24 protein-coding genes and 3 pseudogenes are annotated in these 25,384 nt (G+C 58.8%); 11 read left to right on the top strand and 16 right to left on the bottom strand.

Annotated features, from left to right (window positions below; genetic code table 11):
* Nucleotides 1-105 precede the first annotated feature (105 nt).
* Nucleotides 106-978 (bottom strand): AraC family transcriptional regulator, encoded by an 873-nt coding sequence (locus QTJ18_RS01270; RefSeq protein ID WP_252755593.1) that lies wholly within the window; start codon nt 976-978, stop codon nt 106-108.
* 137 nt (nt 979-1,115) lie between these two features.
* Here QTJ18_RS01270 and QTJ18_RS01265 point away from each other — a divergent pair, with 137 nt between their 5' ends.
* Both QTJ18_RS01265 and QTJ18_RS01260 read left to right on the top strand, forming a co-directional pair.
* Nucleotides 1,116-2,054, top strand: coding sequence for an alpha/beta hydrolase family protein (locus tag QTJ18_RS01265; protein ID WP_252755594.1), 939 nt, complete (start codon nt 1,116-1,118; stop codon nt 2,052-2,054).
* Nucleotides 2,055-2,172: 118 nt separating this feature from the next.
* Nucleotides 2,173-2,583: an ester cyclase gene (locus tag QTJ18_RS01260; RefSeq protein ID WP_252755595.1), complete on the top strand. Its 411-nt coding sequence runs from the start codon at nt 2,173-2,175 to the stop codon at nt 2,581-2,583.
* Between the two features lie 9 nt (nt 2,584-2,592).
* On the opposite strand, the gene QTJ18_RS01255 is transcribed toward QTJ18_RS01260, so the two are convergent.
* The 4 genes and pseudogenes from QTJ18_RS01255 to QTJ18_RS01240 form a co-directional block, all read right to left on the bottom strand.
* Nucleotides 2,593-3,036 (bottom strand): MarR family winged helix-turn-helix transcriptional regulator, encoded by a 444-nt coding sequence (locus tag QTJ18_RS01255; RefSeq protein ID WP_252755596.1) that lies wholly within the window; start codon nt 3,034-3,036, stop codon nt 2,593-2,595.
* A 329-nt stretch (nt 3,037-3,365) separates the two neighbouring features.
* Nucleotides 3,366-4,903, bottom strand: a protein-coding gene (locus QTJ18_RS01250; protein ID WP_301557736.1) for an IS3 family transposase whose coding sequence is annotated in 2 segments (ribosomal slippage) — nt 3,366-3,760 and nt 3,760-4,903 — 1,539 coding nt in all. Because the reading frame shifts where the segments join, the coding sequence is not laid out codon by codon here.
* Between the two features lie 70 nt (nt 4,904-4,973).
* Nucleotides 4,974-5,147 (bottom strand): annotated as a pseudogene (locus QTJ18_RS01245) (ATP-binding protein); the annotation flags it as partial.
* A 34-nt stretch (nt 5,148-5,181) separates the two neighbouring features.
* Nucleotides 5,182-5,508: pseudogene (locus QTJ18_RS01240) on the bottom strand (integrase core domain-containing protein); the annotation flags it as partial.
* 134 nt (nt 5,509-5,642) lie between these two features.
* On the opposite strand from QTJ18_RS01240, the gene QTJ18_RS01235 reads away from it, so the two are divergent.
* Complete coding sequence (locus tag QTJ18_RS01235; protein ID WP_252755603.1) at nt 5,643-6,926, top strand: IS110 family RNA-guided transposase; 1,284 nt, start codon at nt 5,643-5,645, stop codon at nt 6,924-6,926.
* A 211-nt stretch (nt 6,927-7,137) separates the two neighbouring features.
* Here the strand turns inward: QTJ18_RS01235 and QTJ18_RS01230 are convergent.
* The 5 genes and pseudogenes from QTJ18_RS01230 to QTJ18_RS01210 form a co-directional block, all read right to left on the bottom strand.
* Nucleotides 7,138-7,970: pseudogene (locus tag QTJ18_RS01230) on the bottom strand (IS3 family transposase); the annotation flags it as partial.
* A gap of 79 nt (nt 7,971-8,049) precedes the next feature.
* Entirely contained in the window at nt 8,050-8,715 is a 666-nt protein-coding gene (locus QTJ18_RS01225; protein WP_252755513.1) for an SOS response-associated peptidase family protein, read from the bottom strand.
* Between the two features lie 10 nt (nt 8,716-8,725).
* Complete coding sequence (locus tag QTJ18_RS01220) at nt 8,726-11,992, bottom strand: error-prone DNA polymerase (protein ID WP_252755514.1); 3,267 nt, start codon at nt 11,990-11,992, stop codon at nt 8,726-8,728.
* On the bottom strand, nt 11,989-13,503 hold the full coding sequence (locus QTJ18_RS01215; protein ID WP_252755515.1) for a Y-family DNA polymerase: 1,515 nt from the start codon (nt 13,501-13,503) through the stop codon (nt 11,989-11,991). The genes QTJ18_RS01220 and QTJ18_RS01215 overlap by 4 nt, the downstream gene beginning before the upstream one ends.
* A complete protein-coding gene (locus tag QTJ18_RS01210; RefSeq protein ID WP_252755516.1) occupies nt 13,421-14,179 on the bottom strand; it encodes an ImuA family protein in 759 nt (252 codons plus the stop codon). Before QTJ18_RS01210 ends, QTJ18_RS01215 begins: the two co-directional genes overlap by 83 nt.
* Nucleotides 14,180-14,823: 644 nt before the next feature.
* On the opposite strand from QTJ18_RS01210, the gene ligD (QTJ18_RS01205) reads away from it, so the two are divergent.
* A complete protein-coding gene (gene ligD / locus QTJ18_RS01205; protein WP_252755517.1) occupies nt 14,824-17,487 on the top strand; it encodes a DNA ligase D in 2,664 nt (887 codons plus the stop codon).
* A 12-nt stretch (nt 17,488-17,499) separates the two neighbouring features.
* Here ligD (QTJ18_RS01205) and QTJ18_RS01200 read toward each other — a convergent pair whose 3' ends face one another.
* From QTJ18_RS01200 to ku (QTJ18_RS01175), 6 genes are all read right to left on the bottom strand, one after another.
* Nucleotides 17,500-17,775: a hypothetical protein gene (locus QTJ18_RS01200; RefSeq protein WP_252755518.1), complete on the bottom strand. Its 276-nt coding sequence runs from the start codon at nt 17,773-17,775 to the stop codon at nt 17,500-17,502.
* A 10-nt stretch (nt 17,776-17,785) separates the two neighbouring features.
* Nucleotides 17,786-18,085: a DUF982 domain-containing protein gene (locus QTJ18_RS01195; RefSeq protein WP_252755519.1), complete on the bottom strand. Its 300-nt coding sequence runs from the start codon at nt 18,083-18,085 to the stop codon at nt 17,786-17,788.
* 77 nt (nt 18,086-18,162) lie between these two features.
* Nucleotides 18,163-18,639, bottom strand: coding sequence for an Hsp20 family protein (locus tag QTJ18_RS01190; protein WP_252755520.1), 477 nt, complete (start codon nt 18,637-18,639; stop codon nt 18,163-18,165).
* A 160-nt stretch (nt 18,640-18,799) separates the two neighbouring features.
* Entirely contained in the window at nt 18,800-19,831 is a 1,032-nt protein-coding gene (gene ligD, locus QTJ18_RS01185) for a non-homologous end-joining DNA ligase (protein ID WP_252755521.1), read from the bottom strand.
* Nucleotides 19,828-20,643 (bottom strand): non-homologous end joining protein Ku, encoded by an 816-nt coding sequence (gene ku, locus QTJ18_RS01180; RefSeq protein ID WP_252755522.1) that lies wholly within the window; start codon nt 20,641-20,643, stop codon nt 19,828-19,830. The genes ligD (QTJ18_RS01185) and ku (QTJ18_RS01180) overlap by 4 nt, the downstream gene beginning before the upstream one ends.
* Before the next feature lie 12 nt (nt 20,644-20,655).
* Nucleotides 20,656-21,555: a non-homologous end joining protein Ku gene (gene ku / locus QTJ18_RS01175; RefSeq protein ID WP_252755523.1), complete on the bottom strand. Its 900-nt coding sequence runs from the start codon at nt 21,553-21,555 to the stop codon at nt 20,656-20,658.
* 199 nt (nt 21,556-21,754) lie between these two features.
* Here ku (QTJ18_RS01175) and QTJ18_RS01170 point away from each other — a divergent pair, with 199 nt between their 5' ends.
* The 7 genes from QTJ18_RS01170 (at nt 21,755) to QTJ18_RS01140 (ending at nt 25,347) form a co-directional block, all read left to right on the top strand.
* On the top strand, nt 21,755-21,931 hold the full coding sequence (locus QTJ18_RS01170) for a hypothetical protein (protein ID WP_010974312.1): 177 nt from the start codon (nt 21,755-21,757) through the stop codon (nt 21,929-21,931).
* Between the two features lie 12 nt (nt 21,932-21,943).
* Nucleotides 21,944-22,720, top strand: a complete 777-nt coding sequence (xth, locus tag QTJ18_RS01165; RefSeq protein ID WP_252755524.1) for an exodeoxyribonuclease III — start codon at nt 21,944-21,946, stop codon at nt 22,718-22,720.
* 81 nt (nt 22,721-22,801) lie between these two features.
* Entirely contained in the window at nt 22,802-22,924 is a 123-nt protein-coding gene (locus QTJ18_RS25525; RefSeq protein ID WP_354669094.1) for a hypothetical protein, read from the top strand.
* A 138-nt stretch (nt 22,925-23,062) separates the two neighbouring features.
* Entirely contained in the window at nt 23,063-23,305 is a 243-nt protein-coding gene (locus tag QTJ18_RS01155) for a hypothetical protein (protein WP_252755525.1), read from the top strand.
* Nucleotides 23,306-23,307: 2 nt separating this feature from the next.
* Nucleotides 23,308-23,529, top strand: a complete 222-nt coding sequence (locus tag QTJ18_RS01150) for a hypothetical protein (protein WP_252755535.1) — start codon at nt 23,308-23,310, stop codon at nt 23,527-23,529.
* Between the two features lie 325 nt (nt 23,530-23,854).
* The gene (locus QTJ18_RS01145) at nt 23,855-24,916 is read left to right on the top strand and encodes a hypothetical protein (RefSeq protein WP_252755526.1); all 1,062 of its coding nucleotides are present in this window, start codon (nt 23,855-23,857) and stop codon (nt 24,914-24,916) included.
* The gene (locus QTJ18_RS01140) at nt 24,811-25,347 is read left to right on the top strand and encodes an NERD domain-containing protein (RefSeq protein WP_367318031.1); all 537 of its coding nucleotides are present in this window, start codon (nt 24,811-24,813) and stop codon (nt 25,345-25,347) included. Before QTJ18_RS01145 ends, QTJ18_RS01140 begins: the two co-directional genes overlap by 106 nt.
* Nucleotides 25,348-25,384 lie beyond the last annotated feature (37 nt).

Below are 25,384 nucleotides of genomic sequence, written 5' to 3'. Positions count from 1 at the left end.
CTTCGTCGGTTGGAGGTTGTACACTGGAGAGATGATCTTAAAGAGACTGAGTTCAGTTCTGGCGCTGGTTAGAAGCTGTCGATCCGGACGACGGCATCGATCCACCTACTTTCGGTCCGCGTTATTCAAAGGCTTGTGCTTGCGCGGAGGTGCGCCGAACAAGGCTGCGTATTCGCGGCTGAACTGCGAAGCACTTTCATAGCCAACCGCAAAGGCGACGCTTGAGACTGTCCGCGCATCAAGAAGGAGCCTGCGTGCCTCGTGAAGCCGGACCATCTTGTGGTAGGCGCCGGGACTGAGATTGGTCACGGCTTTGAAGCGCCTGTGAAATGTCGTAACTCCCATACCCGCAATATCTGCCATTCTATCGATGCTTATCTTTTCACGGAAGTTGGCCTTGATCCAGTCGATGGCACGCTGAACCTGCACAGTCTGGCCGCCTATACGCAGCGCATCTCGCAGAAGATGGCCCTGCGGACCTTGGCCTATGCGATATAGCAGTTCCCGGGTGTACAGAGGGGCAAGATGCGTTGCATCTGCCGGCGTGTCCATCAAAGCGGTCAGACGCGTCAGGACATCGACACTCGCCCCTGACAGGGAGCCCACGGCGAAGGCAGGGTCCGCTTCCACCGGTAACGCGGGACGCATCTCAAGGGGGCCTTCACGGGCGAGGTCTGGTGACAGCCTGATCTCGATCCCAAGAAAGGGCTCTTCATTCGACGCCTGCAAAACCCGAGCATTCACCGGGACGTCCACCGACAGAATGAGAAAGTGCGCTGCGCCATAGGTGAGCGTTTTGCGGCCAATAGAGAGCTGCTTTTCTCCCTGAAGCACGAAATAGATCATCGGCTCATACATCAGCGCCTCGTAACCGGTCGTTCGCTCGGCCCTGCGAAGAGCGAGGTTCGGGATGAGGTTCGGGAATACCGCGTTTTTGCTTAGCCGGTCAGTTAAATTGCGCAGTTCTGGTAGGCTCATAGCGATGACTAATCACGGAAGATGAATAACAACGGCAGAATTGGCAGGATCGGGCAAGACGATGGCAGGATCTGGCTCATAGGTGCTTCCACATGCCCCCACATCCGTCGGTGTTACCACTGAAGGAGATGAACACCATGACCCATGTTGTTGAAACCCCCGCTTCGGACGAAACACCAAAAATTCTCAAAGGAATTGCCGCACAGATCGGCTACCCGATCCGTGCACCCCTGCTCAAGAGCCCAGAGGACTATGGTCTCAAGTATGACAGGGTTTCCTTTCTCTCGCTTGACGGAGTGCCGCTTGAGGCCTGGTTCATCCCATGCGAGGGATCAGACAAACTCATCATCGCCAATCACCCCCTTTGGTTCAACCGCTATGGTCTGCCTGCCCACCTCGAACCTTGGAAATCGATCGGCGGCCCTCTCAACGCATTCGAGGTAAACTACGTCCCGGACTACAAGATCCTGCACGACGAAGGATATAACGTGCTCGCCTATGACATGCGAAATCTCGGACAGAGCGGCAGCGCCAATGGTGGCATCAGCAGCGGAGGCCGTCTCGAAGCGCGAGATGTTTTGGGATCGATCCAGTATGCCCGAACGGATGCACGACTCAAAGGTATGACCATTGGGCTGTTCAGTCGCTGCCAAGGTTGCAATGCAACGATCTACGCCATGGCAGAGTCTCCTGATACGTTTGAAGGAATTCGCTGCATGGTGGCCCCACAGCCTCTGTCCGTACGCGTGGCCATCGAACAGCTTCTTGCAGCGATGGGACTGGATGAGCACATTGGGATCGTTGAGCAGGAGCTGATGGCGATCAACAGCTTCAGGCTGGACGAGATGTCTCCGGTACCATTCGCAAAACACGTCCGTATCCCAACACTTCTCTATCAGGTGAAGGACGACGCCTTGACAAGGCCGGCCGACATCCAGGGCATGTTTGACAACATCCCCATTCCGGAGAAGGAACTGATATGGATTGAGGGAACTTCGTCACGCTGGGACGGCTACCTATACTTCCAGCGGCAGCCCGACCGCATGATCGAATGGTTCAATCAGCACATGCAGTAAGCGACGTCTGAAGTCTGGCATGCTCCAGCCAGGATCCTGATTGCAAACGGCGCCTAAATGGCCTATCCGCATTATATACAGTCAAGCTGTATATAATGCGGAACCTTGGAGGTCGACAATGTCTGATGAAAACAAGGAAGTGGTTCGCCGCTTCAACATCGAAGTGATCCAAAATGGAAGCGAGGCGGCATTTCACGCCCTGATGTCTCCTGACTTCATAAATCACGCCGCTCCCCCAGGCATGCCGCAGGGTCCTGAGAGCATGTGGAACACGTTTGAGAAGGTGTTGCGTCCTGCGTTGTCGAACCTGAAGGTCGTGATCCATGAGCAGATTGCCGAGGCAGACAAGGTCACCACCCGAAAGACCATTAGCGGAATTCACTCTGGCACTCTGCTCGGCGTTCCGGCGACAGGACGAGAGCTGACTATCAGCGTCATCGACATCGTGCGCATTGAAGGCGGCAGATATGCGGAGCATTGGGGCTTGAACACACTGTCGAACGTGATCGCCACCCTGTCCAAAGGTTGATCGGTCCCGTTAGCACAGCCGCTCGATGATACGGATGGCCGCGTCGAGCGTTTGCCTGTCCTCTTCAGATAGACGCTCCTCGATCCGTTCGGCGATCTGCGCCGTTCGGGCTTGACGGGCGCGGGATAGTCGCGCGCGCCCCTGCTCAGTCAGGAAAAGAAGCTCGCTGCGCCGGTCCGCCGGATTGGGCATCTTACCGACTAGGCTCTCCGTGACTAGCTGACCGACAACCAGCCGCATGCTTTGGTGGCGGACGTTACGAAAGTCGGCCAGTTGCGCAACGCTCAGTGGCCCCTCCCGATCCAAGAGCGAAAGTGTTTCAGACTGCGAGGTTGTCGGTGTCTGTGCCCCGGATCTTATGCCTCGAATGAAGCTGCCGAGCGTGTGGCGGAGAGTTTCGGCAAGCACATGCGCATCTATCGGGTAATCGACGTTCGATTTCTTCATTTTCATTTTGTTGATCCGACTATTCGACAGACTCCCCAACCCTCTGCGACGCACGTGATGATTGCCTGAAGTGGACACTATAGGAACTAACGATTTCTGAGAAGGAACGCAGCCGATCAAAACGCCTTCCGCGACGGTTCACGGATATCTCTGGGCGTGAACTGCTGCGGATAGGGCGCTGGACAGCTCCAGATCTTCGTCACCAATTTTATCATTCCAATTTTCATGGTCTGCACGTTGCAGAAGCGGGAGATTGGTCTTCTGATCTAAGTGACGGTCGTTGATTTTCACTGAGAAGTGACCCGGTGGGGGTGCGGATAAAAAGTTGGACTGCTTCATAAGTTCAGGCCGAGGCTCTGACGATACTCGACCGGGCTGAGCGAGCCTAGCGATATCTTGATGCGCTTCTCGTTGTACCAGCGGATGTAAGCATCCACCTCGGTGACGAACTGTTCGATCGTGATGGTTTTCCAATCTCGTGGATAGAAGAGTTCCGTTTTCAACCGGCCGAAGAAGCCTTCGCATGCAGCGTTGTCTTGTGAGCAGCCCTTCCGGGACATTGAGCGAACCATCTGCGCGTTGCTGATCCGTGTTAGCCAGCCGGGCCAACGATAATGAGCTCCGCGATCGGAATGTATGATTGGCCGGTCCTCCCTGTTGGTCACGGTCCTGATGGCTGCATCCAGCATGGTATTGACGAGACCCGCATCTGGTTGCGTTCCAATCGCGAACTGATTACCATGCCGTCGAAGCAGTCGATGATGGGCGAGAGGCACACCTTCCCGGCCGGGATCTGGAACTCGGTGATATCCGTCAGCCATTTTACGTTCGGCGCTTTTGCATGGAAGTCGCGATTGATCAGGTTCTCGGGCGCCGGGCTGATTTCTCCCAGATATGATCCAAACCGCCGTCGACGCGGCCTGGCGACGACCAACTGCTCTTGCTTCATCAAACGCTGCACAACCTTTTCCGAGATTGTCACGTTCTGCCTGGCCAGCGACGCCTGCAATCGGCGATAGCCGTAGCAGCGACGGTTTGCTTCGAAGATTTCCGCAAGGCTGTGACGAATGGCGGCATACTTGTCTGCCAGACACATGCGGGCACGATGGTAGAAGTAGGAGCTTCGCGCAATTCGAAGCTGGGTCAGCAGTTCTGGCAAGCGATAAACTTCTTTAAGGGCGTCAACCAGCTGTGTCTTCTCCCGATTACTCAGGATCTGCAGATCGACGCCCAGGCCTTTTTTTAGGAGTTCATTAGCCTTCTTCAGGAGATCATGTTCGAGTTGCAACTGGCGGACATCACGCTGGAGGACTTCAAGCTCTCGCTCGAGCTCTTCACGTTCAGCCACCTTGGAGTTTGCTTTGCGGCGTTTCATGGATGATGGGGCCTCATGACCGAGAAGCTGGTTCTTCCAGCTGTACAAGGTCGGCCTTGAGACGCCCAGCCGGTCAGCTACCTGTTGAGCAGTTTCATCTCCACCGCATAGCCCGACGACACCAGCTTGCCGCACACCCTCGCTATAGCCCGGATGCCATGACCGACCGACCATCGATGTTCGCGTCTCCGGAAACGCCTCACGAACCCAAGCGGTCAGTGTTCCTCTTCCAGGATAGCCGAGCGCCCTCATCGTCGCGGAGATGCAACGATCATGGGTGCGAAAGTGCTCGAGTGCGGCCTGCTTTTGGGCCTCCGAGAATTTCGGTGCTCGAGCCACCGCCTGAACACGCAAGTCGCGGTTCTCGACGTACTCCCGGTACCAGCCCTTCAGGGCATTCTTGGTCGGATATCCCAGCTGGCGAATGGTCGCGTTCAGTCGCTTGCCCAGCCTGAGATACAGCTCGACCGCTCGAAGTCTGTCTGCGTGGGAATACATGAACTACCTCCTTGGTGGTCCAAGTTTTCGTCCGCACCCCCGGTATTTCCACCGAGATTTGACCCGCCTTTTAGATATGTTTCGGGTCTTGTGATTTGGTCAAGTCGCTGTTTTTCTCCTTTGTATTTTTTGGTTCGTGGGCGGAGCTGTTTTTGAAGCGAAAGCTATCGTTTCCGGTTTCGAGGATGTGGCAATGATGAGTGAGCCGGTCGAGCAGCGCGGTTGTCATCTTGGCGTCGCCGAATGGCCTGCCCCCATGGGGTGATCCGGTTGGAATGTTAGTGCATGCTTGGCCTGCTGGCCACCGCTGGCGTTGATGCCGGTCCGTTTTGGCGAGGCCAAACAGAGGCTTCGGGAGACGGTGGCCTGTAGCCCAGCGATGAGTGCGGCCGCACGGTGTTGTAGTGACGTCGCCAGTTTTCGATGACGATCTTTGCCTCCTTGAGCGTGTAGAAGATTTCACCGTTGAGCAGTTCGTCACGGAGCTTCGAATTGAAGCTCTCGCAATAGCCGTTTTCCCACGGACTGCCCGGCATGATGTAGGCGGTCTTGGCACCCACCGCCGCGATCCATTCCCGCAATGCCTTGGCGATGAACTCCGGCCCGTAGCATGTTGGGAATAACGTGCAATTGAAGGTTATGGCCGCCTGCGCAGCCCCAATTTGCGCAGCAGGTGGCCATAACCGGGTCTCAGGTCTCTATGGTGGTTTTGCGAACCACACCACAGAGGAGACCGGCTATGGCCAAGGTTGAGCATACTTTGGATGCCCGTGTTCTGGTAGGCATCGACATTTCCAAACACCGGCACGAGATACTGATCGCGGTTCCGGGCAAGATGCGTCGACGGCGCCTGACGATCACCAATAGCACCGATGACTTCCAACGGCTGATTGGGATCTTGCGGGAATACAACATGCCCGTCCGGGTCGGCTTTGAGGCGACCGGCAACTATCATCGCGTCCTGATGTATCACCTCGGTATTGCCGGGTTCGACCTGAAGCTCGTGTCCTCGATTGCTCTAGCCCGTACACGTGAAGCCCTGCACAACAGTTGGGACAAGAACGACCCGAAAGATGCCCAGGTCATTTTGCACATGCTGCAGATCGGCGCAGTGCAGATCTTCCAGGATCCGATGGTGGCCGGCACCAACGACATACAGGAATTGTCCAAGACACACGACGCCGTGTCACGAGCAAAGACCGAACTATGGCACCGCATCCTGACCCACTACCTGCCACTCTATTTCCCGGAAGCCGACCGGTTCCATCGCAGCTCACGAACAGATTGGTTCCTGGCGTTTCTCGAGATGTTCCCTTCTCCGCACATGATCAGCGCCATGACCAAGGAGCAGTTTATCCAGTCCGCTTGGGATGTGGTTGGACGCAAGGTGGAGAAGTCACTCATGTTATCAGATATTTACGAGACAGCGAAAGTGTCTGCCGGGTTGCCTGTGTCGCCGGATTCAGACGCAATCCGTATGTTCCGCATGATGCTGGCCGAGGGGAGAAGCCTGATCCGTCAGCGTAATTCCATCGAAGATCGTGCTGTCGAACTGCTCGGTCATCGACCCGATTATCAGTTGCTGCGCACCATCCCTGGCATCGGCCCAATCAATGCGCTCACCATCCTAGCCGAGACGGGCGATCTGCGCCGGTTCCGTCACCATCGTCAGTTTCTGAAGTTCTGTGGCATGGACCTGGCCACCGTCCAGTCCGGTATGTTTCGTGGTCGAAGCAAGATTTCCAAATATGGTAATGCCCGCTTGCGCCGCACTTTGTGGCTGGCAGGGCAGACTGCGGTCCTGAAGAAGGCCAACAGCTTCCGGGACAAATTCGAGCGCTACATCGCTCAGGATCGCCACAACCCGGATTTACGCCGCAAGGCTTATACGGCCATCGCCGCGAAGATGGCCCGCACCGTTCACGCCGTGATCAAATCCGGCGAACCCTATCGCCCCTTCTTTGAAGGGACGAGCCCAGGCGGAAGGACCCCTCTCTGTAGAGCCGTGGAGGCAGGTTCCTGACCTCGTAGATAATGTTCGGGCCTTCCGCTTGGGATTTAGGATCTCGTCTTAAGGACGGTGAGGGCGGCAACAAGACCGACCCTGTATTTGCTATGGAAGAGACCACATCTTGACGGCGGAGCCCGCCTGGGCAACTATTTTAAGGGTATCCGGTCGCTCGGATGCCCCGTGACCTGACGCCCCGAACTGCGTTTTGTTCCCAAGCTAGGACGTTGTCGGACCGAATATGCGTCGCGACGCCGCGCAGGATGAACAGGTCGGAAAGAACGTCGATGACATCGACGGCCTTCAGCTTTCTCTCGACCCTGATGGCAATGCATTCGCGCGTGAACTCGTCGATCACATTGAGCATGCGGATTTTCCTGCCATTGTGTGTGCGATCCTCGACGAAGTCGTAGGACCAGACATGGTTTGGATATTCCGGCCGAAGCCGGACACACGAGCTGTCGTTCAACCACAGCCGACCGCGTTTGGGTTGCCTGTGCGGCTCCTTCAGCCCCTCCCGCCGCCAGATGCGTTCGACCCGCTTGACGTTCACGATCCAGCCAGCCTGGTGCAGCATCGCAGTGATGCGACGATAACCATAGCGGCCATACTGGAGAGCGAGCGCCGTGATGTCGGCGGTCAACGCTGCTTCGTCATCCGGGGTCTTGGCGATCTTGCGCTGCGTCGAACGATGCTGACCGAGAACTCGGCAGGCCCGTCTCTCGGACACGCCCAGTTCCTCGATGACATGATCCACGCAGGCGCGGCGGCGGGCGGGGCTTAGAAGTTTCCCTTGGCGGCCTCGGCAAGGATCATCTTGTCCAGCGTGAGATCGGAAACGGCACGCCGGAGCCGGGCATTCTCGGCCTCCAGCTCTCTCAACCGCTTCACCTGGTCACCCTTCAAGCCGCCGTATTCAGACCGCCACCGGTAGTATGTAACTTCCGTCACGCCTATCGACCGGATCGCCTCCGCCATCGATTTTCCCTGCGCATTCAACACGTCAACCTGACGGAGCTTCGTGACGATCTCTTCTGCCTTGTGTCTTTTCCCTGCCATTTCAATGTCCTTCCTCGGCTCAATAGCCATACTTCAAGAAGGATCACTTTTCAGGGGGCAGACCAGGTGGAGACCTTGGTTACATAAGCATCTTGTCTCGGCGGGGTGAAGCTTTGGAGGGTGATACGCCGCTTTGCCAGCGGTCACGCGTATGCAAAATTTCCAAGTCATCAGATGGCGGCGGCTCGCGGAACTGGAAGGCGATGACGTCCTCGATCGAACCATGAAGCCAGCGGTCGTATTCGTCCGGATTGAGCAAAACCGGCATCCGGTCATTGAACGGCCTGATCTTCTCGTTGGCGGTCATGGTCATGCCGGCGAACACGGGGCCGAAGTCCGGGGTGTTCTTGCAGAAACCCGCCCAGGCCATCAGAGGCTGCCGGTTCCTCGAAAACCACGATCGGGTTTTTGACCCTTTGACACCGTCGGGATTTGCAAAATGCGTCAAGGGTATGAGGCACCGGTATCTTGGATCGACGACGATTCGATCCCAGAGCGGATTGGTGAGATCGGCAACGAGGCCTATTCGGCTCGGGGGCTCGCCCTCACGCCGCATGTCACGAGTTTGCCGCGGAAAGCCCCAAGGGATCGACTTCAACAGCCTTAACCCATCTTTCTCAAGGACGATTAGTCCGGGAGTGCCTTCGACAGTTTCGCTCGGCACCTCAATAGCCGGCGCCATGTCGACCGCGAAATGGGCAACAATCTCGTCCAGGCTTTTGGTGACTGCAAACAGGCGCGACACACAGGTCTCCTCAGTGGAAGTTTCTGGATTTGATTTTTAGATTATCGATATGGAGATCGGGGATATAGATCTCGCGCGCTTGCACGACGGGCTTGGGATTGTCCCGTGGATCCGGTCCTCCTCCGTGCTTGACCTGATCGCCACGACCATGGGGAAGCGGAAAGTCGCCGAGGCCGCCGTCGCGGTTCCCCACGCTTGCCAGGTCGGAGGAGAAATCGAACAGGCGCTGGGCAACAAGGTGAACAACCTCGCCTTCCCGTTGAATGCGTCCGTTGATGGCCATCATGCTCGCCGTCATTAGGACCCGCCGCTGACGTTCGAACAACGATGGCCAGACGACGGCATTGACGATGCCCGTCTCGTCTTCCAGCGTGAGGAACATGACGCCCTTCGCCGATCCCGGCCGCTGTCGCACGAGAACAAGGCCGGCCGTCCAAAGCCATCTCCCATCACGTTGTCCCATCGCCTCAGCGCAGGTGACGATCCCCTTGCGGTCGAGATCCTTTCGGAGAAACGATACCGGGTGGGCTCGCAGGGTGAGACCGGTGTGTGAGTAGTCCTCGACCACTTTCCTGCCCTCGGTCATCGACTTCAACGCTACTTCAGGCTCCTGCATCTCGGCGATCACCTTGGCTTCGCGCTCAGCGGCGGCCGCCCAGAGTTCCAGGGGTTCATCCCGAAGCGCCTTGATATCCCAAAGAGCCTGCCGCCGTTCCAATTGCAGCGACGGCAGAAAAGCATCAGCTTCGGCCAGCTTGACCAACGAAGACGGAGATACGCCGGAACGCCGCCACATGTCATCGGCCGAGACGAACGGCTGTTCGGCTCGCGCCAGGATAATGCGTGCGGCGTCGTTGGTCGGCAGGCCCTTGACGACGCGCATGCCGAGACGAACAGCAAACCGGTCGGAATTGCCGATCCGCTCCATCGTGCAGTCCCAACGCGAGCGGTTCACACAGACGGGTCGGACTTCCACACCATGGTTTCGAGCATCCTGGACGATCTGCGCAACACTGTAGAAACCCATCGGCTGGCTATTGAGCAACGCAGCACAAAAGACATCGGGGTGATGACATTTCACCCAAGAGCTCGCATAGGCGATCAGCGCAAAGCTTGCGGCGTGGCTTTCCGGAAAGCCATAGGAGCCAAAGCCTTCGAGCTGCGTGAATGTTTTTTCCGCGAATTCGCGGGTGTAGCCGTTCTTGACCATGCCCTCGACGAGCTTGTCCTTGAACTTCGACACCCCGCCCGTGAACTTGAACGTCGCCATCGCGCGCCTGAGCTGGTCGGCCTCGCCTGCCGTGAATCCGGCGCAGGTCATTGCGACCTTCATTGCGCTCTCCTGAAACAGCGGTACGCCGAGCGTCTTGCCAAGGACGGCCTCAAGCTCGGGCGTCGGGTACTCTACCTTCTCCTTGCCTTCGCGCCGCCTCAAATACGGATGCACCATATCCCCCTGGATGGGTCCCGGCCGAACGATGGCCACCTGCACGACGAGATCATAAAACGTCCGAGGTTTCAGGCGGGGCAGCATCGCCATCTGGGCGCGGCTTTCGATCTGGAACGTGCCGAGCGTATCGGCCTTGCGGATCATCGCGTAGGTGGCCGGGTCCTCCTGCTCGATATCCGCCAAGCCCATGGGGATATTCTTATGATCCCGCAGCAGTTCGAACGACTTCGCCATGCAGGTCAGCATGCCGAGCGCGAGCACGTCGACCTTCATGAATTTCAGCGCCTCGATGTCGTCCTTGTCCCATTCCACCACCTGGCGGTCCTTCATGGTCGCCGGTTCGATCGGCACCAGATCATCGAGCCGATCCTGGGTCAGAACGAAACCGCCCGGATGCTGGCCGAGGTGCCGGGGCGCTCCCATCAGTTGAGCAGACAGATCCAGCGCCAGCTTCAGGCGGTAGTCGGCCGTATTCATGTTGTTGTCTATGAGCTGTTTTTCGCCGACACCTTCCGACCAGCCCCAGACGCCCGACGAAAGCTGCGTGATCAGGTCTTCCGGCAGTCCCAAGGCTTTACCGACATCACGCAGCGCGCCCTTGGCCCGGTAGCGGGTGACGGTGGAACAGAGCGCCGAGCGGGACCGTCCATAGGTCTCGTAGATCCACTGGATGACCTCCTCGCGGCGGGCATGCTCGAAGTCGACGTCGATATCGGGCGGCTCGTCCCGCTCCATCGAAACGAACCGCTCGAACAGCAGGTCACCGGTTTCCGGGTTGATGCTGGTGATGCCGAGGCAGTAGCAGACCGCCGAATTGGCCGCCGATCCCCGGCCCTGGCAGAGAATGCCTTTCGACCGTGCAAACCGGACGATGCTATAGACGGTCAGGAAGTACGGGGCGTATTTCATCACCCGGATGAGTTCGAGCTCATGCAGGATCGCCTTGCGGACCTTGTCGGGGATCCCCTCGGGGTATCGGCTTGCAGCGCCCTCCCAGGCGAATTTCGTCAGTGACTGCTGCGCATCGAGCCCTAGCACAAGGGCCTCTTCCGGGTACTGATATTGCAGCTCGCTCATGTCGAAACGACAGCGGTCGACGATTTCGCGCGTTCGTGCCAACGCTTCGGGGTACTCGGAAAACAGCCGGTGCATTTCTTCCGGCGCTTTCAGAAAACGATCGGCATGCCGCTCGCGATCGAAGCCGACGCTGTCGATCGTGGTGCGGTTGCGGATGCAGGTGACGATGTCCTGCAGCTGCCGGCGGCTGGGGTCATGAAACAAAACGTCGTTGGTGATGACCGTCTTTACCTTGTGGCGAATGGCGAGGTTAGACAGATTGTGAAGCCGCAATCGATCGTTCGGGCGACGGCGCAGGCAGAGTGAGACATAGGCCCTGTCGCCGAAAATCGCAGCGATTTTCCTGAGCTGACCTGCAGTGGTCTCGTCTGCCTCATCCGGGACAAGAATCGCAATCAGGCCGCCGCTATAGGCTTCCACGTCCGACAGATCGAGGATGCACTTGCCCTTGCCGCCCCGGCTCTTGCCAAGCGATAGCAGGCGGGTCAGCCGCGAATAGGCTGGCCGATCGGTGGGGTAGACCAGGATAGACATACCGTCGGAGAGATCGAGTCGACAGCCGACGACCAATCTCACGCCTGTGGTCTTTGCCGCCTCCCATGCCCGCACGATCCCGGCAAGCGAATTGCGATCGACCACACCCAAAGCGTCAATGCCAAGCGCGGCCGCGGTGGCAAACAGTTCCTCCGCGGAACTGGCACCGCGTAGAAACGAGAAATGCGTGGTGACCTGAAGCTCGGCATATCTCATCCGAACACCCCATGCAGGAACCACAGGTGCGAGCCGGTGTCGGCGTCCACCCCTTCGCCGGCGCGGTAGACCCAGTAGCGTTCACCCACCTCGTCCTCGACGACGAAGTAATCCCGCACAGCAGCGTGTTCTCTCGGACGAAGCCACCACTCGACGAATATCCGCTCCGGCCCGTCCGCGCGCTTCACCCGACGGCGCTTTCCGCGCCAGGTGAAGACGGCCGGCGGCTGGTCGGGAAGTAGAGCGGTGACGTCGATCCGTTCCGGGTTCGCCAGTAACCGCGACGGCCTCGGCCATCTGGCAGCCCATGTCGCTCCGGTTTCGTCGGCCGTCGGGCCGATGCGCATCACCGACCGTTCGGGAACGTCGGAGGCAACGGGCGTAACCCTGTATAGACGCTGACCGCGGTTGCCGAGAATGTCGACAAGCGGTGTCACGTCAACCACGGCTTCTTCGATCAGAGAGGATGCGGCCTGCCGCTCCTCGAGTGGCTCTGCCATGATGGCGACAAGCACCAGGCGTTCGATGCCGAAACCCGGGTCGATCTTTTCGATGCGGTCGCAGAGCAGCTTTGACAGCCGGGCGGGGTCACGCACCGGTTTTGCCAATCCGGCTCGAATGCACTGGCGGGTGTTGTCGACACGATGGATGACGAGATCAGAACGCCTGACGCCGAGCCCGCGTGTCTCAAGCTTGGCGGTGAGTTCCGCGACCAGTCGGCGCACATATTTGGCGATCGTCTCCGCCGCGCCGATCGGCTCCTGAAAGTTCTTCGCTGCCTCGACAAGCTCCGGAGTGCGCAACGGTTCGATGGGTTCCGCCATTCGCCCAAAGAGCTGATCCAGCCGCCGGCCAACCTCGGGACCGTATCGCAGCGTCACGGGCGCGCGCGGCATTGCGGAGAGTTCACCGACCGTCTCGACGCCCATCACCCGCATTCCATGGATGGTGTCTGGTGGAAGACGCAGACAGTGGATCGGCAAGCCAGTCACCGCTTTCGCAACACCGCCGACTGGAACAACCGTCGTTTCCGCCGACGTCAAGCGGGTGATCGCATGCGCTGCTCCCCATGTATCGGCAACGGCGGCACGTGCGGTAAGGCCCCGTGCTCGCAAGCCGTTGACCAACCCCGAGATCAGCAGATGTTCGCCACCCTGAAGGTGATCGGCGCCTTCCGTGTCCATGACGATCCCGTCAGTGCCGTCGACGGCAACGACAGGGCTGTATTGCCGCAGCGCCCACAGCGCGAGGCGCTCAAGGGCAGCGGCGTCGGCGGCAGGATCGGCATCGATCATCGTTAGATTGGCGACGATGGCTTGGGCTTTGCTCGCCGGCATGCCGAGCTTGAGGCCGAGTTTGCGGGCGGCGGTATCCGCCGCCGAGATCCAGCGCTTCGAGCCCGATTTTGAAATGACGACGAGCGGCTGATCAGCTGGCACGGCTCCCCCTCCATGTCGCCGTATCCGGTCTGTTGACAGAGTGGGGAAGTAGACACACACGACCCTTGGCATCACAGGCTCCTATTTCAAACTCAGCACACTCGCCTGCTTTCACGCGCATCAATTCCAACAGCCATCGAGCACGGCCGACCCCTGCCACTGGCAGTTCCTCCGACGGAAGCACGCTCACCCTCCACCGTGTCGTCGAGGCCGTCGGATTGCCGAAGTCCGACGCTTCCGTCTGCCGCCGCCACCTGCGGACAACGAGCCCCATGGTTCCTGTCTTTTCGGCAGCCAACTGCAGCCGCCGGGATGCCACCATCGGCAATCGCACCAGCTCCCCGACCACGGCCGCCAGTCCGCCGAAGGAAAGCCCTTCTTCCATGGAAGCCAGCACATCCTCCTCCTTGTCGCCTTCGCAGTAGATCACGCGGTCGGGATGTAGGCCGGCCTGGGCGATGGCGGGGAAAAACAGGTCAGGTCTCGTCAGGCACCAGAGCACCTTGCCTTTCGAGCGCGCGGCAATGCCGGCGGCGAACAACGCGGCCGCCGCGCCGTCCACAGTGCCAGAACCGCCGCCGGCGACCTCGTGAAGAGCGCCATATGATAGCCCACCGCCAGGCAATCGCTCGTCCATCTCGCGAACGCCGAAGGGCAGCACAATGGCTTTCTTCGCCGCACTGCCCTCCAGGTAGGCGATGCGGTCTCTCAGCTCCTCGATGACCCGAGGATTATGGGCGCGCGACATCGTTCACGGACCTCCTCAGCTCGCGTTGCACGGGACTTCATGTCCCCGGAAAATTGTTGGTGTTCTTCTTTTGTTCCGTATCCGTGAAGGAGTCAAGCCGGTCTTATCGAGCTTATTTAGGCTCCGCTAAAGCGCTGCGGGCGAAATGATGAAACGAATCAGGAGCCTAGGCTGCGGGAGCCAAGTGACTCCACCGCCTCATTTTTTTCCGCGTTTTGCACAAGGACCTGAAACATGCCGCGGCTTGATAGCGGCCCAAACGAAAAAGCCTGCCGCGGGAGGAGGTGCGGCAGGCTTTCCGAAAATAACCGAACAGCAACTGGGAGGACGAGTGTTGCTGTTCCCGCAAACGCCCTTGGGAGGAGGAGTAGGACGTCTGCCTATCGAACCGACGCGGGAGGAGGTGCATCGCTTCGATAGACACATCATACGCGTTAGAGCCGCCTATTAAATAGACTTTGATGCACCGCAGTTATGCCAAGAGCGCATATCACTCCCGTCGAGGCCCGGTCAGTCATTCAGAGTCGAACGCGCTCCTTGGCCAACTCCATGGAACAAAACGACAATCTGGGGCCTCTTGCCTCTTGAGTCGCGTACTGTGTCAACCGGACGTGACAGGAGGCGGATTTGTACCGGGGACTGCCATGGCCAACGACAAGCTCTCGACATACAAGCAAAAGCGCGATTTTCAGAAGACGCAGGAGCCGAGCGGCGCAGCGAAGCTGAAGCCATCGAACCGCAGGCGCTTCGTCATCCAGAAACACGATGCCACGCGGCTGCATTATGATTTGCGGCTCGAACTCGATGGTGTCTTCAAGTCGTGGGCGGTGACGAAGGGGCCTTCGCTCGATCCGCACGACAAGCGGTTGGCCGTCGAGGTCGAGGACCACCCGCTCGACTACGGTGATTTCGAGGGCACTATCCCGAAGGGACAGTATGGCGGCGGCACGGTGATGCTCTGGGACCGCGGCTACTGGGAGCCCGAAGGCAGCAAGACGCCGGAGCAGGCTCTCGCCAAAGGCGATTTCAAATTCACCCTGGAAGGCGAGCGGCTGCATGGTAGCTTCGTGCTGGTGCGGATGCGCAACGACCGTGACGGCGGCAAGCGGACCAATTGGCTGCTGATCAAGCATCACGACGATTTCTCGGTCGAGGAAAATGGCGCGGCTGTCCTCGAGGACAACGCAACGTCGGTCGCCTCCGGTCGAACCATGGAGGCGATCGCCGCCGGCAAGGGCCGGAAGCCGAAGCCGTTTATGGCCCAGAGCGGCGACGTTCAGGCGGATGCCGTCTGGGACAGCAACCACGGCCTTGCTGCGGACGAACGCAAAGCCGAAACCAAAACGAAAGGGAAATCAGGCCCAGCCAAAGCTGCCAAGCCAACGAAGTCCGCAATGCCCGACTTCATCGCCCCGCAGCTGTGCGCAACGCTGGAACGGCCGCCCTCGACCGACGGCTGGATCCACGAGATCAAGTTCGACGGCTATCGCATCCAGGCCCGCATCGAAAACGGCGAGGTGACGCTCAAGACCAGAAAGGGCTTGGACTGGACGGCAAAATATCCAGCGATCGCGACATCGTTTGCAAACCTGCCGGATGCCATGATCGACGGCGAGATCTGCGCCCTCGACGAAAACGGTGCCCCGGACTTCGCCGCACTTCAGGCGGCTCTCTCCGAAGGAAAGACCGACGCGCTGGTCTACTTTGCTTTCGACCTGCTGTTTCAGGGCGATGAAGACCTGCGGCAACTGCCGCTGACCGAGCGGAAGGAACGGCTGCAGAAATTACTGGATGATGCCGGCGAGGATCCACGCCTGCGTTTCGTCGAGCATTTCGAGACCGGTGGCGACGCCGTCCTGAAGTCGGCATGCAAGCTCTCGCTGGAAGGTATCGTCTCGAAGCAGGCGGACGCCCCTTATCAATCGGGCCGCACCGAGACCTGGGCGAAGTCCAAATGCCGCGCCGGCCATGAAGTCGTCATCGGTGCCTATGCCACGACCAACGGCAAGTTCCGCTCGTTGCTGGTCGGCGTCAACCGCGGCAGCCATTTTGTCTATGTCGGCCGTGTCGGCACGGGCTACGGCGCTGGTAAGGTCGGTGTGCTGCTTCCCAAACTGCGCGCGCTGGAAACGGCCAAGTCCCCGTTTACGGGGATTGGGGCGCCGAAAAACGATCCCAACGTCGTCTGGGTGAAGCCGGAACTGGTCGCGGAGATTGAGTTCGCCGGTTGGACAGCGGATGGGTTGGTGCGTCAGGCGGCCTTCAAGGGATTGCGCGAGGACAAGCCGGCGGCCGAAGTCGAGGCGGAAAATCCGGCATCGCCGGCAAGAACCGACACCCCGACGCCGGCCGCGACAAAGCCATCAAGGCCGGCGCGCGGCAAGAACGCCAAGGCCGAGGTGATGGGCGTGATGATCTCCAGCCCGGACAAGCCCCTCTGGCCGGACGCCAATGACGGAGAGCCGGTTACCAAGGAAGATCTGGCCCGCTATCATGAAGCCGTCGGTCCATGGCTGATCGACCATATCAAGGGGCGGCCATGCTCGATCATCCGAACGCCGGATGGCATTGGCGGCGAGCAATTCTTCCAGCGGCATGCGATGCCAGGAACATCGAACTTGCTCGAACTGGTGAAAGTGTTCGGCGACAAGAAACCCTATCTGCAGATCGATCGGGTTGAGGGCCTCGCCGCCATCGCCCAGATCGGCGGCGTCGAGCTGCATCCCTGGAATTGCGAACCCGGCCAACCGGAAGTGCCCGGTCGCCTCGTCTTCGACCTTGATCCCGGTCCGGACGTCCCCTTCTCCACCGTGGTCGAAGCCGCCCGCGAGATGCGTGACCGGCTGGAGGAAGTTGGGCTCGTCAGCTTTTGCAAGACCACCGGTGGCAAGGGTCTGCACGTCGTCACGCCGCTGGCGGTAGCGAAGGGGAAGAAGCTGACCTGGCCGGAGGCAAAAGGGTTTGCCCACGATGTCTGCCTGCAGATGGCCCGCGAGAACCCTGAGCTTTATCTGATCAAGATGGCCAAGAACCAGCGCAACGGCCGGATCTTCCTCGACTACCTCCGCAACGATCGGATGGCGACTGCCGTCGCTCCACTGTCGCCGCGTGCCCGTCCCGGCGCCACCGTATCAATGCCGCTCACCTGGAGCCAGGTGAAGACGGATCTCGATCCGAAACGCTTCACCATCCGCACCGTGCCGGCACTGCTGGCGAAGACGAGCGCCTGGCAGGATTACTGTGACGGACAGCGCTCGCTGGAGCAGGCGATTAAACGCCTGGCAAAGTCGATGAAACAGGCCGCATAAGATCGCCGGGACCTAAGAACCGTAGCGCCGATCAAGTTCTCTGAAGGCAGCCTGAATCTCGTCGATGGAAACGGGCTCCGGTGTTCCAGGCAGATGGCGGAATGCCGGCTTCGAGTCGATCGCATAGAAGTCAGAAGCCCATGCCGCCAGGACGGCCCGTTTGTCGTCCATGGAGAGTGCGGCCGCTTTCACCACGTCGACCGGTCGCTCAATCTGCATGCCCTGCAGCAGGATCGTCGGACCAGTCGCAGCGGCACAACTTGCGGCCTGCTGCAACATCTCGTGCATGTCGGCCTCCTTAGCGAACGTGCGGCTCTTTGTCGTGCCTACGACGGCAGGCGACGACCACGTCGGTTTCCGGCGCAAGCAGATCGTGTTTCGCAGCAAAGGCAGCGAACAGGCCGCGCGCGGTCTCGGCTTCAATCTCTCCGCGAAGGGCCGCCTGACATGCCTTCAGGGCAATGGAATGCGCCGTGTCCCCAGATGAGGCCGGCCAATCGGCAAGGTGCCGGTAGGCGTCCATGACGGTGTGCACCTTGGTCGGAAAGCCAAGGCCGACGAGGATAGTAACAGGTTGTCTGAACATGTCGGGTTTCATCGCTCTCTCCTTCCCAACCCGGAATGCCGACGGGCGCCAGCGCGGTGGCGCCCTGATCTATTGAACAGGCCTGGAAATCAGGCGGCTTTCTGCGCTTCGATCTGCGCCGGGGCGATCTTTTGCGAGAGAGCCGGGTTGGTCTGTATGTCGATCTTGCGCGGTTTCAAAGCCTCGGGAATTTCACGCACGAGATCGATCGATAGCAGTCCGTTCTGCAGATCGGCGCCGTTCACCCGGACATGGTCGGCAAGTTCGAAACGGTGCTCGAACGGCCGGCCGGCAATGCCACGATGCAGGTAGGCGTCATTGGCGGTCTCCTGCTTCTTGCCGGTGACGGTCAGAAGGTTGGACTGGAAGGTGACGTCGAGATCTTCCTGAGAAAAGCCGGCAACCGCGATCGAGATGCGGTAGCTATCGTCACCAGTCTTGACGATGTCATAAGGCGGCCAGTCACTGATCGAACGGGCCCGCTGGGCGTTTTCGAGAAGATTGAAGACCCGGTCGAAGCCGACGGTCGAGCGGAACAGGGGTGCGTAGTCATAAGATGTTGCCATAGCCATATCCTCCTTGAAGCAACATGGGTACGGAAGCGCCGAAAGACGGCGCTCCCAGCAAGGCCAGCCCTGTCTTCAGCAGCTGGCGGCAATCGATTTGGTTTTCGAGAATTTCGGATTCAAGAGAGCCGGCGGAAAAATTTAATGCCTGGCTGACCGGTCAGTCGAGCTCGTAGACCGCAGCATTGTCCTGGATCTCACGCAGCCCTTTGTAGGATGCATGTCGCAGATTGCCGTCGTCGGTCCAGCCGCGGAATTCAATCTCGGCGATCAGCGTCGGCTGCGCGAAGACGTAATTCTTGCCTTTGAGCGGAACGACCGGCGTCCTCGTCTTCAGCGTGTCGAGCGTCTTCTTCAGATACGCCGCGTCCTTTTCCTTGAAGCCCGTGCCGACTTCGCCGACATAGATCCAGTCGTGGCCGCGCCGGGCGGCAAGCAGCAGGCTGCCGATCCCGCCTCGGGCGGTGGCGGAGTGCTCGTAGCCGACGATCATGAAGCTCTCACTCTGAATACATTTGATCTTCAGCCAGTCGCCAGTCCTGCCCGAGCGGTATGGACGGTCGCGGTGCTTGGCGATGATACCTTCCAAGCCGAGCGTGCGGGCGTTCTCCAGGAGCTCGGCCCCATCACCCTGCACCTCCTCGGAAAGCTGTATCGCGCCAACGGCTCCGTCGAGCAGGTCGGTCAGGAGGTGGCGGCGGACCGACAGTTCGGTATTCGTCAGATCGTGCCCGTCGAAGTATAAGAGGTCGAAGGCGAAGAGGATGGATTCGTCTGAAGCGCGCTTGCCGCCGCGCCCGCCGAGCGAGCGCTGCAAAGCTCCGAAGTCGGATCGTCCTTCACTGTTCAGCACAACAGCTTCGCCATCCAGAATTGCGGTCCCGACCCCGAGCTCTCTGGCAGCTGCCGCAATCGCGGGAAACCGATGCGTCCAGTCATGGCCGCCGCGCGTGATGATCCGCACACCTTTCGGCTCGATGTGGATCGCGAGCCTATAGCCATCCCACTTGATCTCGTAGGCCCAATCCGGTCCGACCGGTGGCGTCGATTTCAGTAAGGCCAGGCATGGCTCGACCCGGTGTGGCATTGGATCGAACGGAAGGTTCGGCTGGGCCGGGTCGCGCTTTCGGCGCGGCTGCGATTTGGCGGTAAGACTGTTGTCCTGCAGCAGTGGCTTCGCGGGTCTTTTCATTTGCTGGACCGGGTCTCGGCCGCGACCGACTTCTTCAAAGCATCCATGATGTTGATGACGTTGTTCGGTGCGGGCGCCGAGGCCGGTGCTTTCGCCTTGGTCCTTGAGGTCTTCTTCAGCGCCTTCTTCTTGTCCGCAATGATGTCGAGCAACCGATCCTGCACGGGATCGATGACCATCTTGGGGTTCCAGTGCTGGGTCTGTTTTTTGATCAATTGCTGCACAAGGGGCATCATTTCGCTGTCCGCTGTCTCGTCGTCGTCGATCCCGGCAAAATAGGCATCCTCGTCACGGACTTCATCCCCATAGCGTAGCGTCCAGAGGACGATACCCTTTCCACGTGGCTCCAGCATGACGGCGCGTTCCCGGCGAGAAATTACCAGCCGTGAAATGCCGGCCATGTCCTGCGCCTCCATCGCATCGCGGATGACGGAGAAGGCCTCCTGCCCGACGGGATCGTTGGGCGACAGGTAATAGGGGGTGTCGAGCCAGATCCATTCGACACTGTCTCGCGGTGTAAAGGTCGAGATGTCGATCGTCTTGGTGCTGTCGAGCGCGACGTTCTCCAGCTCGTCGTCTTCCAAGATGATGTAGTCGTTCTCACCACGCTGGTAACCCTTGACCTCGTCCTCGTCTTTCACCTCCTTGCCGGTGACAGAATCCACATAGTGGCTGACGACGCGGTTCTGGGTCTCGCGGTTGAGTGTGTGAAAGCGAACTTTTTCGCTCTCGGAGGTCGCCGGCATCATCTGCACCGGGCAGGTGACGAGCGAGAGCTTCAGATAGCCTTTCCAATAGGGGCGAACTGCCATGGTCTCCTCCGATCAACCAGCGCGGCGGGCTTGCGACGCCGTGGACTTGGTTTTGGCAGCGGCGGGCTTTGCCGCCTTCTGACGCGACGTGCCCTCGTTGGCGTTGGCCGCCGTCCGCTTCGGTTCGGCCTTATTTCCACCAATGCCAGCGCTCTCCCGAAGCGCCTGCAGGAGGTCGCTAGGTTTCGAGGCGGGTGGCGCCTTCTTCTTCGGAAGCGCCCTGCCCTCGATCTTGGCCTTCACCAGTTCGGCGACGGCAGCTTCGTAGCGATCGTCGAAGGTGCTGGCGTCGAAGCTGCCCTTCTTGGTGCCGATGATGTGCTCTGCGAGCTCAAGCATTTCGCCTTCGATCTTCAGGTCTGGCAGTTCCTCGAACGCCTCTTCGGAGGAGCGCACCTCGTAGTCGAAGTTGAGGGTGGTGGCGATCAGCCCTTTGCCGTGCGGCCGGATGAGAACTGTACGCACACGGCGGAAGAGGACCGTGCGAGCGATCGCGGCAACCTTGGCTTTTTTCATGCCGTCGCGCAAAAGCACAAAGGCATCCGTGCCCATCTTGTCCGGCGCCAGATAGTACGGCTTGTCGAAATAGACCCCATCGATCTCGTTGCAGGGGATGAAAGCATCGATCTTCAGCGTCTTGTCGCTGTCGGGAACCGCGGCCGCCACTTCCTCGGGCTCGAGGATGATGTATTGGCCGTTTTCGATCTCGTAGCCCTTGACCTGATCGTCCCGTTCGACGGGATCGCCGGTCTCGCTGTCGACGAACTCACGCCTCACCCGGTTGCCCGTCTTGCGGTTCAACGTGTTGAAGGCGATGCGTTCCGAAGAGGAGGCCGCGGTATAGAGCGCCACCGGGCACGACACCTCTCCGAATTTGATGAAGCCTTTCCAATTCGCTCTTGGGGCAACCATGACGCAAAACTCCTCACGCAACTTAAGCGATTCAAGCGAATCAGAATGTAATTGTTCCGAGTCGAAACGAATCATTTTTCAAGGACTTAGAACAATTCGCGCCGCTCGTTTTGCGAGTCCGGGTTAGGCTATTAATTCCGGTGCATCTTTTCGTGGCCAAGCGCGTTTCTTCCTGGAACAACCCTGAAGGAGTCCTGACATGAGCAAGCGCGAACTGATCGATACCGGAACCGACAAGCGGTATGTCCGCCGTGACAAGGAAGGAAAGTTCAAGGAGAGCGTCGACGTCTCGCGGTCGCTGTCCGCTGACGCTCGCCACGACGCCAAGCATGATGCCAAACCCGGTCAGGGCGACAAGGGTGATCGCAAGCACTGACGGAAGCGCTTAGTGAAGCTCGCCACCTATAACGTCAACGGCATCAACGGCCGGCTCGACGTCCTGCTGCGGTGGCTCGCCGAGGCGAAGCCTGATGTCGTGTGCCTGCAGGAGCTGAAGGCGCCGGACGAGAAGTTTCCGCGCCGTGAGATCGAGCGCGCCGGCTATGGCGCCATCTGGCACGGTCAAAAATCCTGGAATGGCGTTGCTATCCTTGCCCGAGATCAGGAGCCGCGCGAGACCCGTCGTGGGCTTCCGGGCGATCCTGATGATAGCCATAGCCGTTATATCGAGGCTGCCATCGACGGGATCGTCGTCGGCTGCCTTTATCTTCCGAACGGCAATCCGGCACCAGGGCCGAAGTTCGACTACAAACTCCGCTGGTTCGAGCGGCTGCATTCCTATGCGGCAGAGCTGTTCGAACTCGATGTGCCGGTCGCCCTGGTCGGAGACTTCAACGTCATGCCGACCGATCTCGATGTCTACAAGCCGGAGCGTTGGCGCGACGATGCCCTGTTTCGGCCGGAAGTACGGGCAGCCTATGGCGAGCTGATTGCCATGGGCTGGACGGACGCTGTTCGGCTGCTGCATCCGGAAGAGCGGATCTATACGTTCTGGAAGTATTTCCGTAATGCCTTCACCCGCGATGCCGGCCTTCGTATCGACCATTTCCTGCTCAGTCCCTCGCTACGGGAGCGACTGCAGACCTGCGGCGTCGACAAGTTCGCGCGCGCATGGGAGCACACCAGCGACCATGCCCCAGTCTGGATTGAACTGGATGATGGATAGCATATCTCAGAGATACGAGGCGCCGTTACCCGGCGCACCATTCTAGGTGATAGCCGTTGGCGAAAAAATGGGAGAGTCGTGATGCCCGGTCAATCAGAATTCGACGCCGTAGAGTTCGCGGATCGCTTGGGGGCGATGACGGACGAGGAAGTGTTTGCAATGATGCAGAAGCTTGAAGAGGCAAGCGAGAGCATCGCTCTCTAAAATCGCGACGGCAGCGATGTATTCGCTCAGATCGCGATGGTGGAGACGGCTATAGAGGAACGCTTCCCCGGCCAGCTGCTGGCACCGTATAGGGACTGGAAGCAACGCCGGATTGGTGCCTGATCGAGAGGGCTGTTCATGACCGCGAAAAGTCCGGAACGACTGTTTCAGCTACTGGATGATGTTGTCGCTGAGATCATCGATCGTTTCGCAAGTGAGGGCTATGGAACGGCACGTGTCATAGAGACGCTGCATGACGTTCTGGCAAAGCGACAACTCGCCTATGATCGTGATCCTGATCCGGCGGACGAACCGATAGAGGAGCCTTCCAACGATTGGCCCGGCGCCGATAGGACATCAAACAGAGGCGAAGGGCCGTGACCATGCAAAACACGGTAGACCATCCGGCGGCCGGGGAGATGCTACGTAGCCTCACGCGGACGCAAGAAGAAGCGCTGAGAGCAATCGCATTTTTTCGGCGGCAAAGAAATGTCGGCCGCGGTTGGCTCGTGGGTGACAAGCGGCTGTCGGAGAAGCTCGTCGAGCGGCTGGAAAAGATGGAGCTGGTCGAGGAAAGCTTCATCCGCGGCGAACCGGTGCTGTAGTTGACCATTGTCGGACAGGCGATCAAGGCGCAGCTGCTTCAATAATCTACATGCTCTGGGACTGTGCATCGGCACGCGCTCCCGCTCGTGTAAATCGGCCGATCGAATTCGCCGCGCCAGAAGGTGATGGTGCCATTATTGACCGAGAAATTGGAACGATATTCAGCCATACTTTCATCGACTGTGACATTGACGGAAGAAAGCGTTGACAAAGTATGCTATTTTTATCTTGCAAAACAATGTCATAGCTTGGCCCGCGAAAAAAGGCTTTTGGCTATCATGTACGTAAGTTATTAATAGCGCTGTGTGACAGCGAGATTTCCCTGTGAGTGATGCAGTTCTGGACTATCTGTCGGCTCATGGCCCCTCGCTTACAAGCGATGTGGCACAATTCCTGATCGACAACCACGGTTTGAAACCGGATGCCGCGAGGCAGCGCGTTTCCCGAACACGGACCGCAGTAAAACGTCTCGCGTATATCACCTTCCCCCGAAAGGCCCGCTTTATCTATCTGCAGCAGCATTACGGATCCCCGCAATATTGGGAAAATCTCGTCGAGGCATTGATCAGAACACGGTCAGCATACGGGTTGGCCCTCGAGGCGATCTTGCAACGTGGCGGGCTGCTTCCCACAAAGCATTTTGCGATCGCGTGTGGCGCTCCAATGATGCAGGCACGGCATTTATCACCCGATACGATCTTCAACCGGCTGAAGCAGGCGCAACTGCTGGATAAGGTTCTTGTCAGCGGCATTGGGGAATGCATCGTGTTCAGCCAGTACGACGGCCGTTACGAATCCTTGGCGCAAGATGTTCGAGCGAGGCTGATTACAGAGTCCGTACTGCTCAAGGCCATCAGTGATTGGAGCAGGAAACTCGGTCTCGTCAGTTATGAAAAGGTGTCCACACGCGATGGAGAGACGCTGCCAAGGGTCGGCACGTTTGCGTGGGACCTCACGGCGCCATCTTATTTGAGCTTTCTGACGAAGGGTGACGACGGCAAACAGAAGCCGGGATTTCTTGCCTGCGATATTCTTCTCGGCGAAGAGGTCGGAGTCGGGGGAATTCGGCCGTTTCTTCAAAAATGCCATTCGCTGCGTGCACTTCGTAACGTCGGGGCTACCATCCAGATGTTCGTCGCCGATTCCTATTCGCATGACGCGTTCATGCTTGCCAAGCAGAACGGGATTATAGCGGCAACACCGGGAAATCTGTTTGGAGACGAAATCGCCGCTGGGCTGAAGGAGCTGACCACGTTCTGCGTCAAGCTGCAACATCTGCAATCGACCCTGCGAGGTTCGACGAACTTTTCAGCAAGCTTGGTAAGATCGAAGGGGCGTCCACACAACTTCGCGGTACGCTGTTCGAATACCTCGCAGCCGATATAGTCCGGAAAACTATCTCGTGGGATATCAAGATGAACCGCATCTTCAAGAATGATGCGAAGCAGGCCGAGGTGGATGTCGTGGCGATTTATGGCAATGCCTCAATTCACCTCTTCGAGTGCAAAGGCTACAGTCCCTACGGCGAAATCCCCGACAATGAATTCAAGCGATGGTTACAGCACAACGTGCCGACGGCCTTCAGCGCCATCAAAAACCATCCAGATTGGAAAAACCTGAAAGTCCACTTTGAATTCTGGGCCACCGGATCACTGTCTGCAGCAGCTTTAGAAATGTTCGACGTCGCGAAGAAAACCGTCAAACCAAGCCGATATACGCTTGGGTTAAAACTCGCCCCAGCTATTCATGCCATGTGCAAGGAGACGAACGACAAGGGTCTGACCACCGCCTTTCAAAAGCACTACATGAAGGCGTGAGATATGCGATTACTGACCAATTTTTGTATCTAAATAT

Source organism: Rhizobium sp. SSA_523, assembly GCF_030435705.1.
Taxonomy (GTDB): Bacteria; Pseudomonadota; Alphaproteobacteria; order Rhizobiales; family Rhizobiaceae; genus Neorhizobium.
Note: the sequence above shows the minus strand (reverse complement) of the source record. Positions and strands in the feature narration are given on the sequence as shown.

Coding starts and splice junctions, on each gene's coding strand:
- QTJ18_RS01270 (WP_252755593.1), bottom strand. CDS start 978: ATGAGCCTACCAGAACTGCGCAATTTAACTGACCGGCTAAGCAAAAAC.
- QTJ18_RS01265 (WP_252755594.1), top strand. CDS start 1,116: ATGACCCATGTTGTTGAAACCCCCGCTTCGGACGAAACACCAAAAATT.
- QTJ18_RS01260 (WP_252755595.1), top strand. CDS start 2,173: ATGTCTGATGAAAACAAGGAAGTGGTTCGCCGCTTCAACATCGAAGTG.
- QTJ18_RS01255 (WP_252755596.1), bottom strand. CDS start 3,036: ATGAAAATGAAGAAATCGAACGTCGATTACCCGATAGATGCGCATGTG.
- QTJ18_RS01235 (WP_252755603.1), top strand. CDS start 5,643: ATGGCCAAGGTTGAGCATACTTTGGATGCCCGTGTTCTGGTAGGCATC.
- QTJ18_RS01220 (WP_252755514.1), bottom strand. CDS start 11,992: ATGAGATATGCCGAGCTTCAGGTCACCACGCATTTCTCGTTTCTACGC.
- QTJ18_RS01215 (WP_252755515.1), bottom strand. CDS start 13,503: ATGCCAAGGGTCGTGTGTGTCTACTTCCCCACTCTGTCAACAGACCGG.
- QTJ18_RS01210 (WP_252755516.1), bottom strand. CDS start 14,179: ATGTCGCGCGCCCATAATCCTCGGGTCATCGAGGAGCTGAGAGACCGC.
- ligD (WP_252755517.1), top strand. CDS start 14,824: ATGGCCAACGACAAGCTCTCGACATACAAGCAAAAGCGCGATTTTCAG.
- QTJ18_RS01200 (WP_252755518.1), bottom strand. CDS start 17,775: ATGCACGAGATGTTGCAGCAGGCCGCAAGTTGTGCCGCTGCGACTGGT.
- QTJ18_RS01195 (WP_252755519.1), bottom strand. CDS start 18,085: ATGAAACCCGACATGTTCAGACAACCTGTTACTATCCTCGTCGGCCTT.
- QTJ18_RS01190 (WP_252755520.1), bottom strand. CDS start 18,639: ATGGCAACATCTTATGACTACGCACCCCTGTTCCGCTCGACCGTCGGC.
- ligD (WP_252755521.1), bottom strand. CDS start 19,831: ATGAAAAGACCCGCGAAGCCACTGCTGCAGGACAACAGTCTTACCGCC.
- ku (WP_252755522.1), bottom strand. CDS start 20,643: ATGGCAGTTCGCCCCTATTGGAAAGGCTATCTGAAGCTCTCGCTCGTC.
- ku (WP_252755523.1), bottom strand. CDS start 21,555: ATGGTTGCCCCAAGAGCGAATTGGAAAGGCTTCATCAAATTCGGAGAG.
- QTJ18_RS01170 (WP_010974312.1), top strand. CDS start 21,755: ATGAGCAAGCGCGAACTGATCGATACCGGAACCGACAAGCGGTATGTC.
- QTJ18_RS25525 (WP_354669094.1), top strand. CDS start 22,802: ATGCCCGGTCAATCAGAATTCGACGCCGTAGAGTTCGCGGATCGCTTG.
- QTJ18_RS01155 (WP_252755525.1), top strand. CDS start 23,063: ATGACCGCGAAAAGTCCGGAACGACTGTTTCAGCTACTGGATGATGTT.
- QTJ18_RS01150 (WP_252755535.1), top strand. CDS start 23,308: ATGCAAAACACGGTAGACCATCCGGCGGCCGGGGAGATGCTACGTAGC.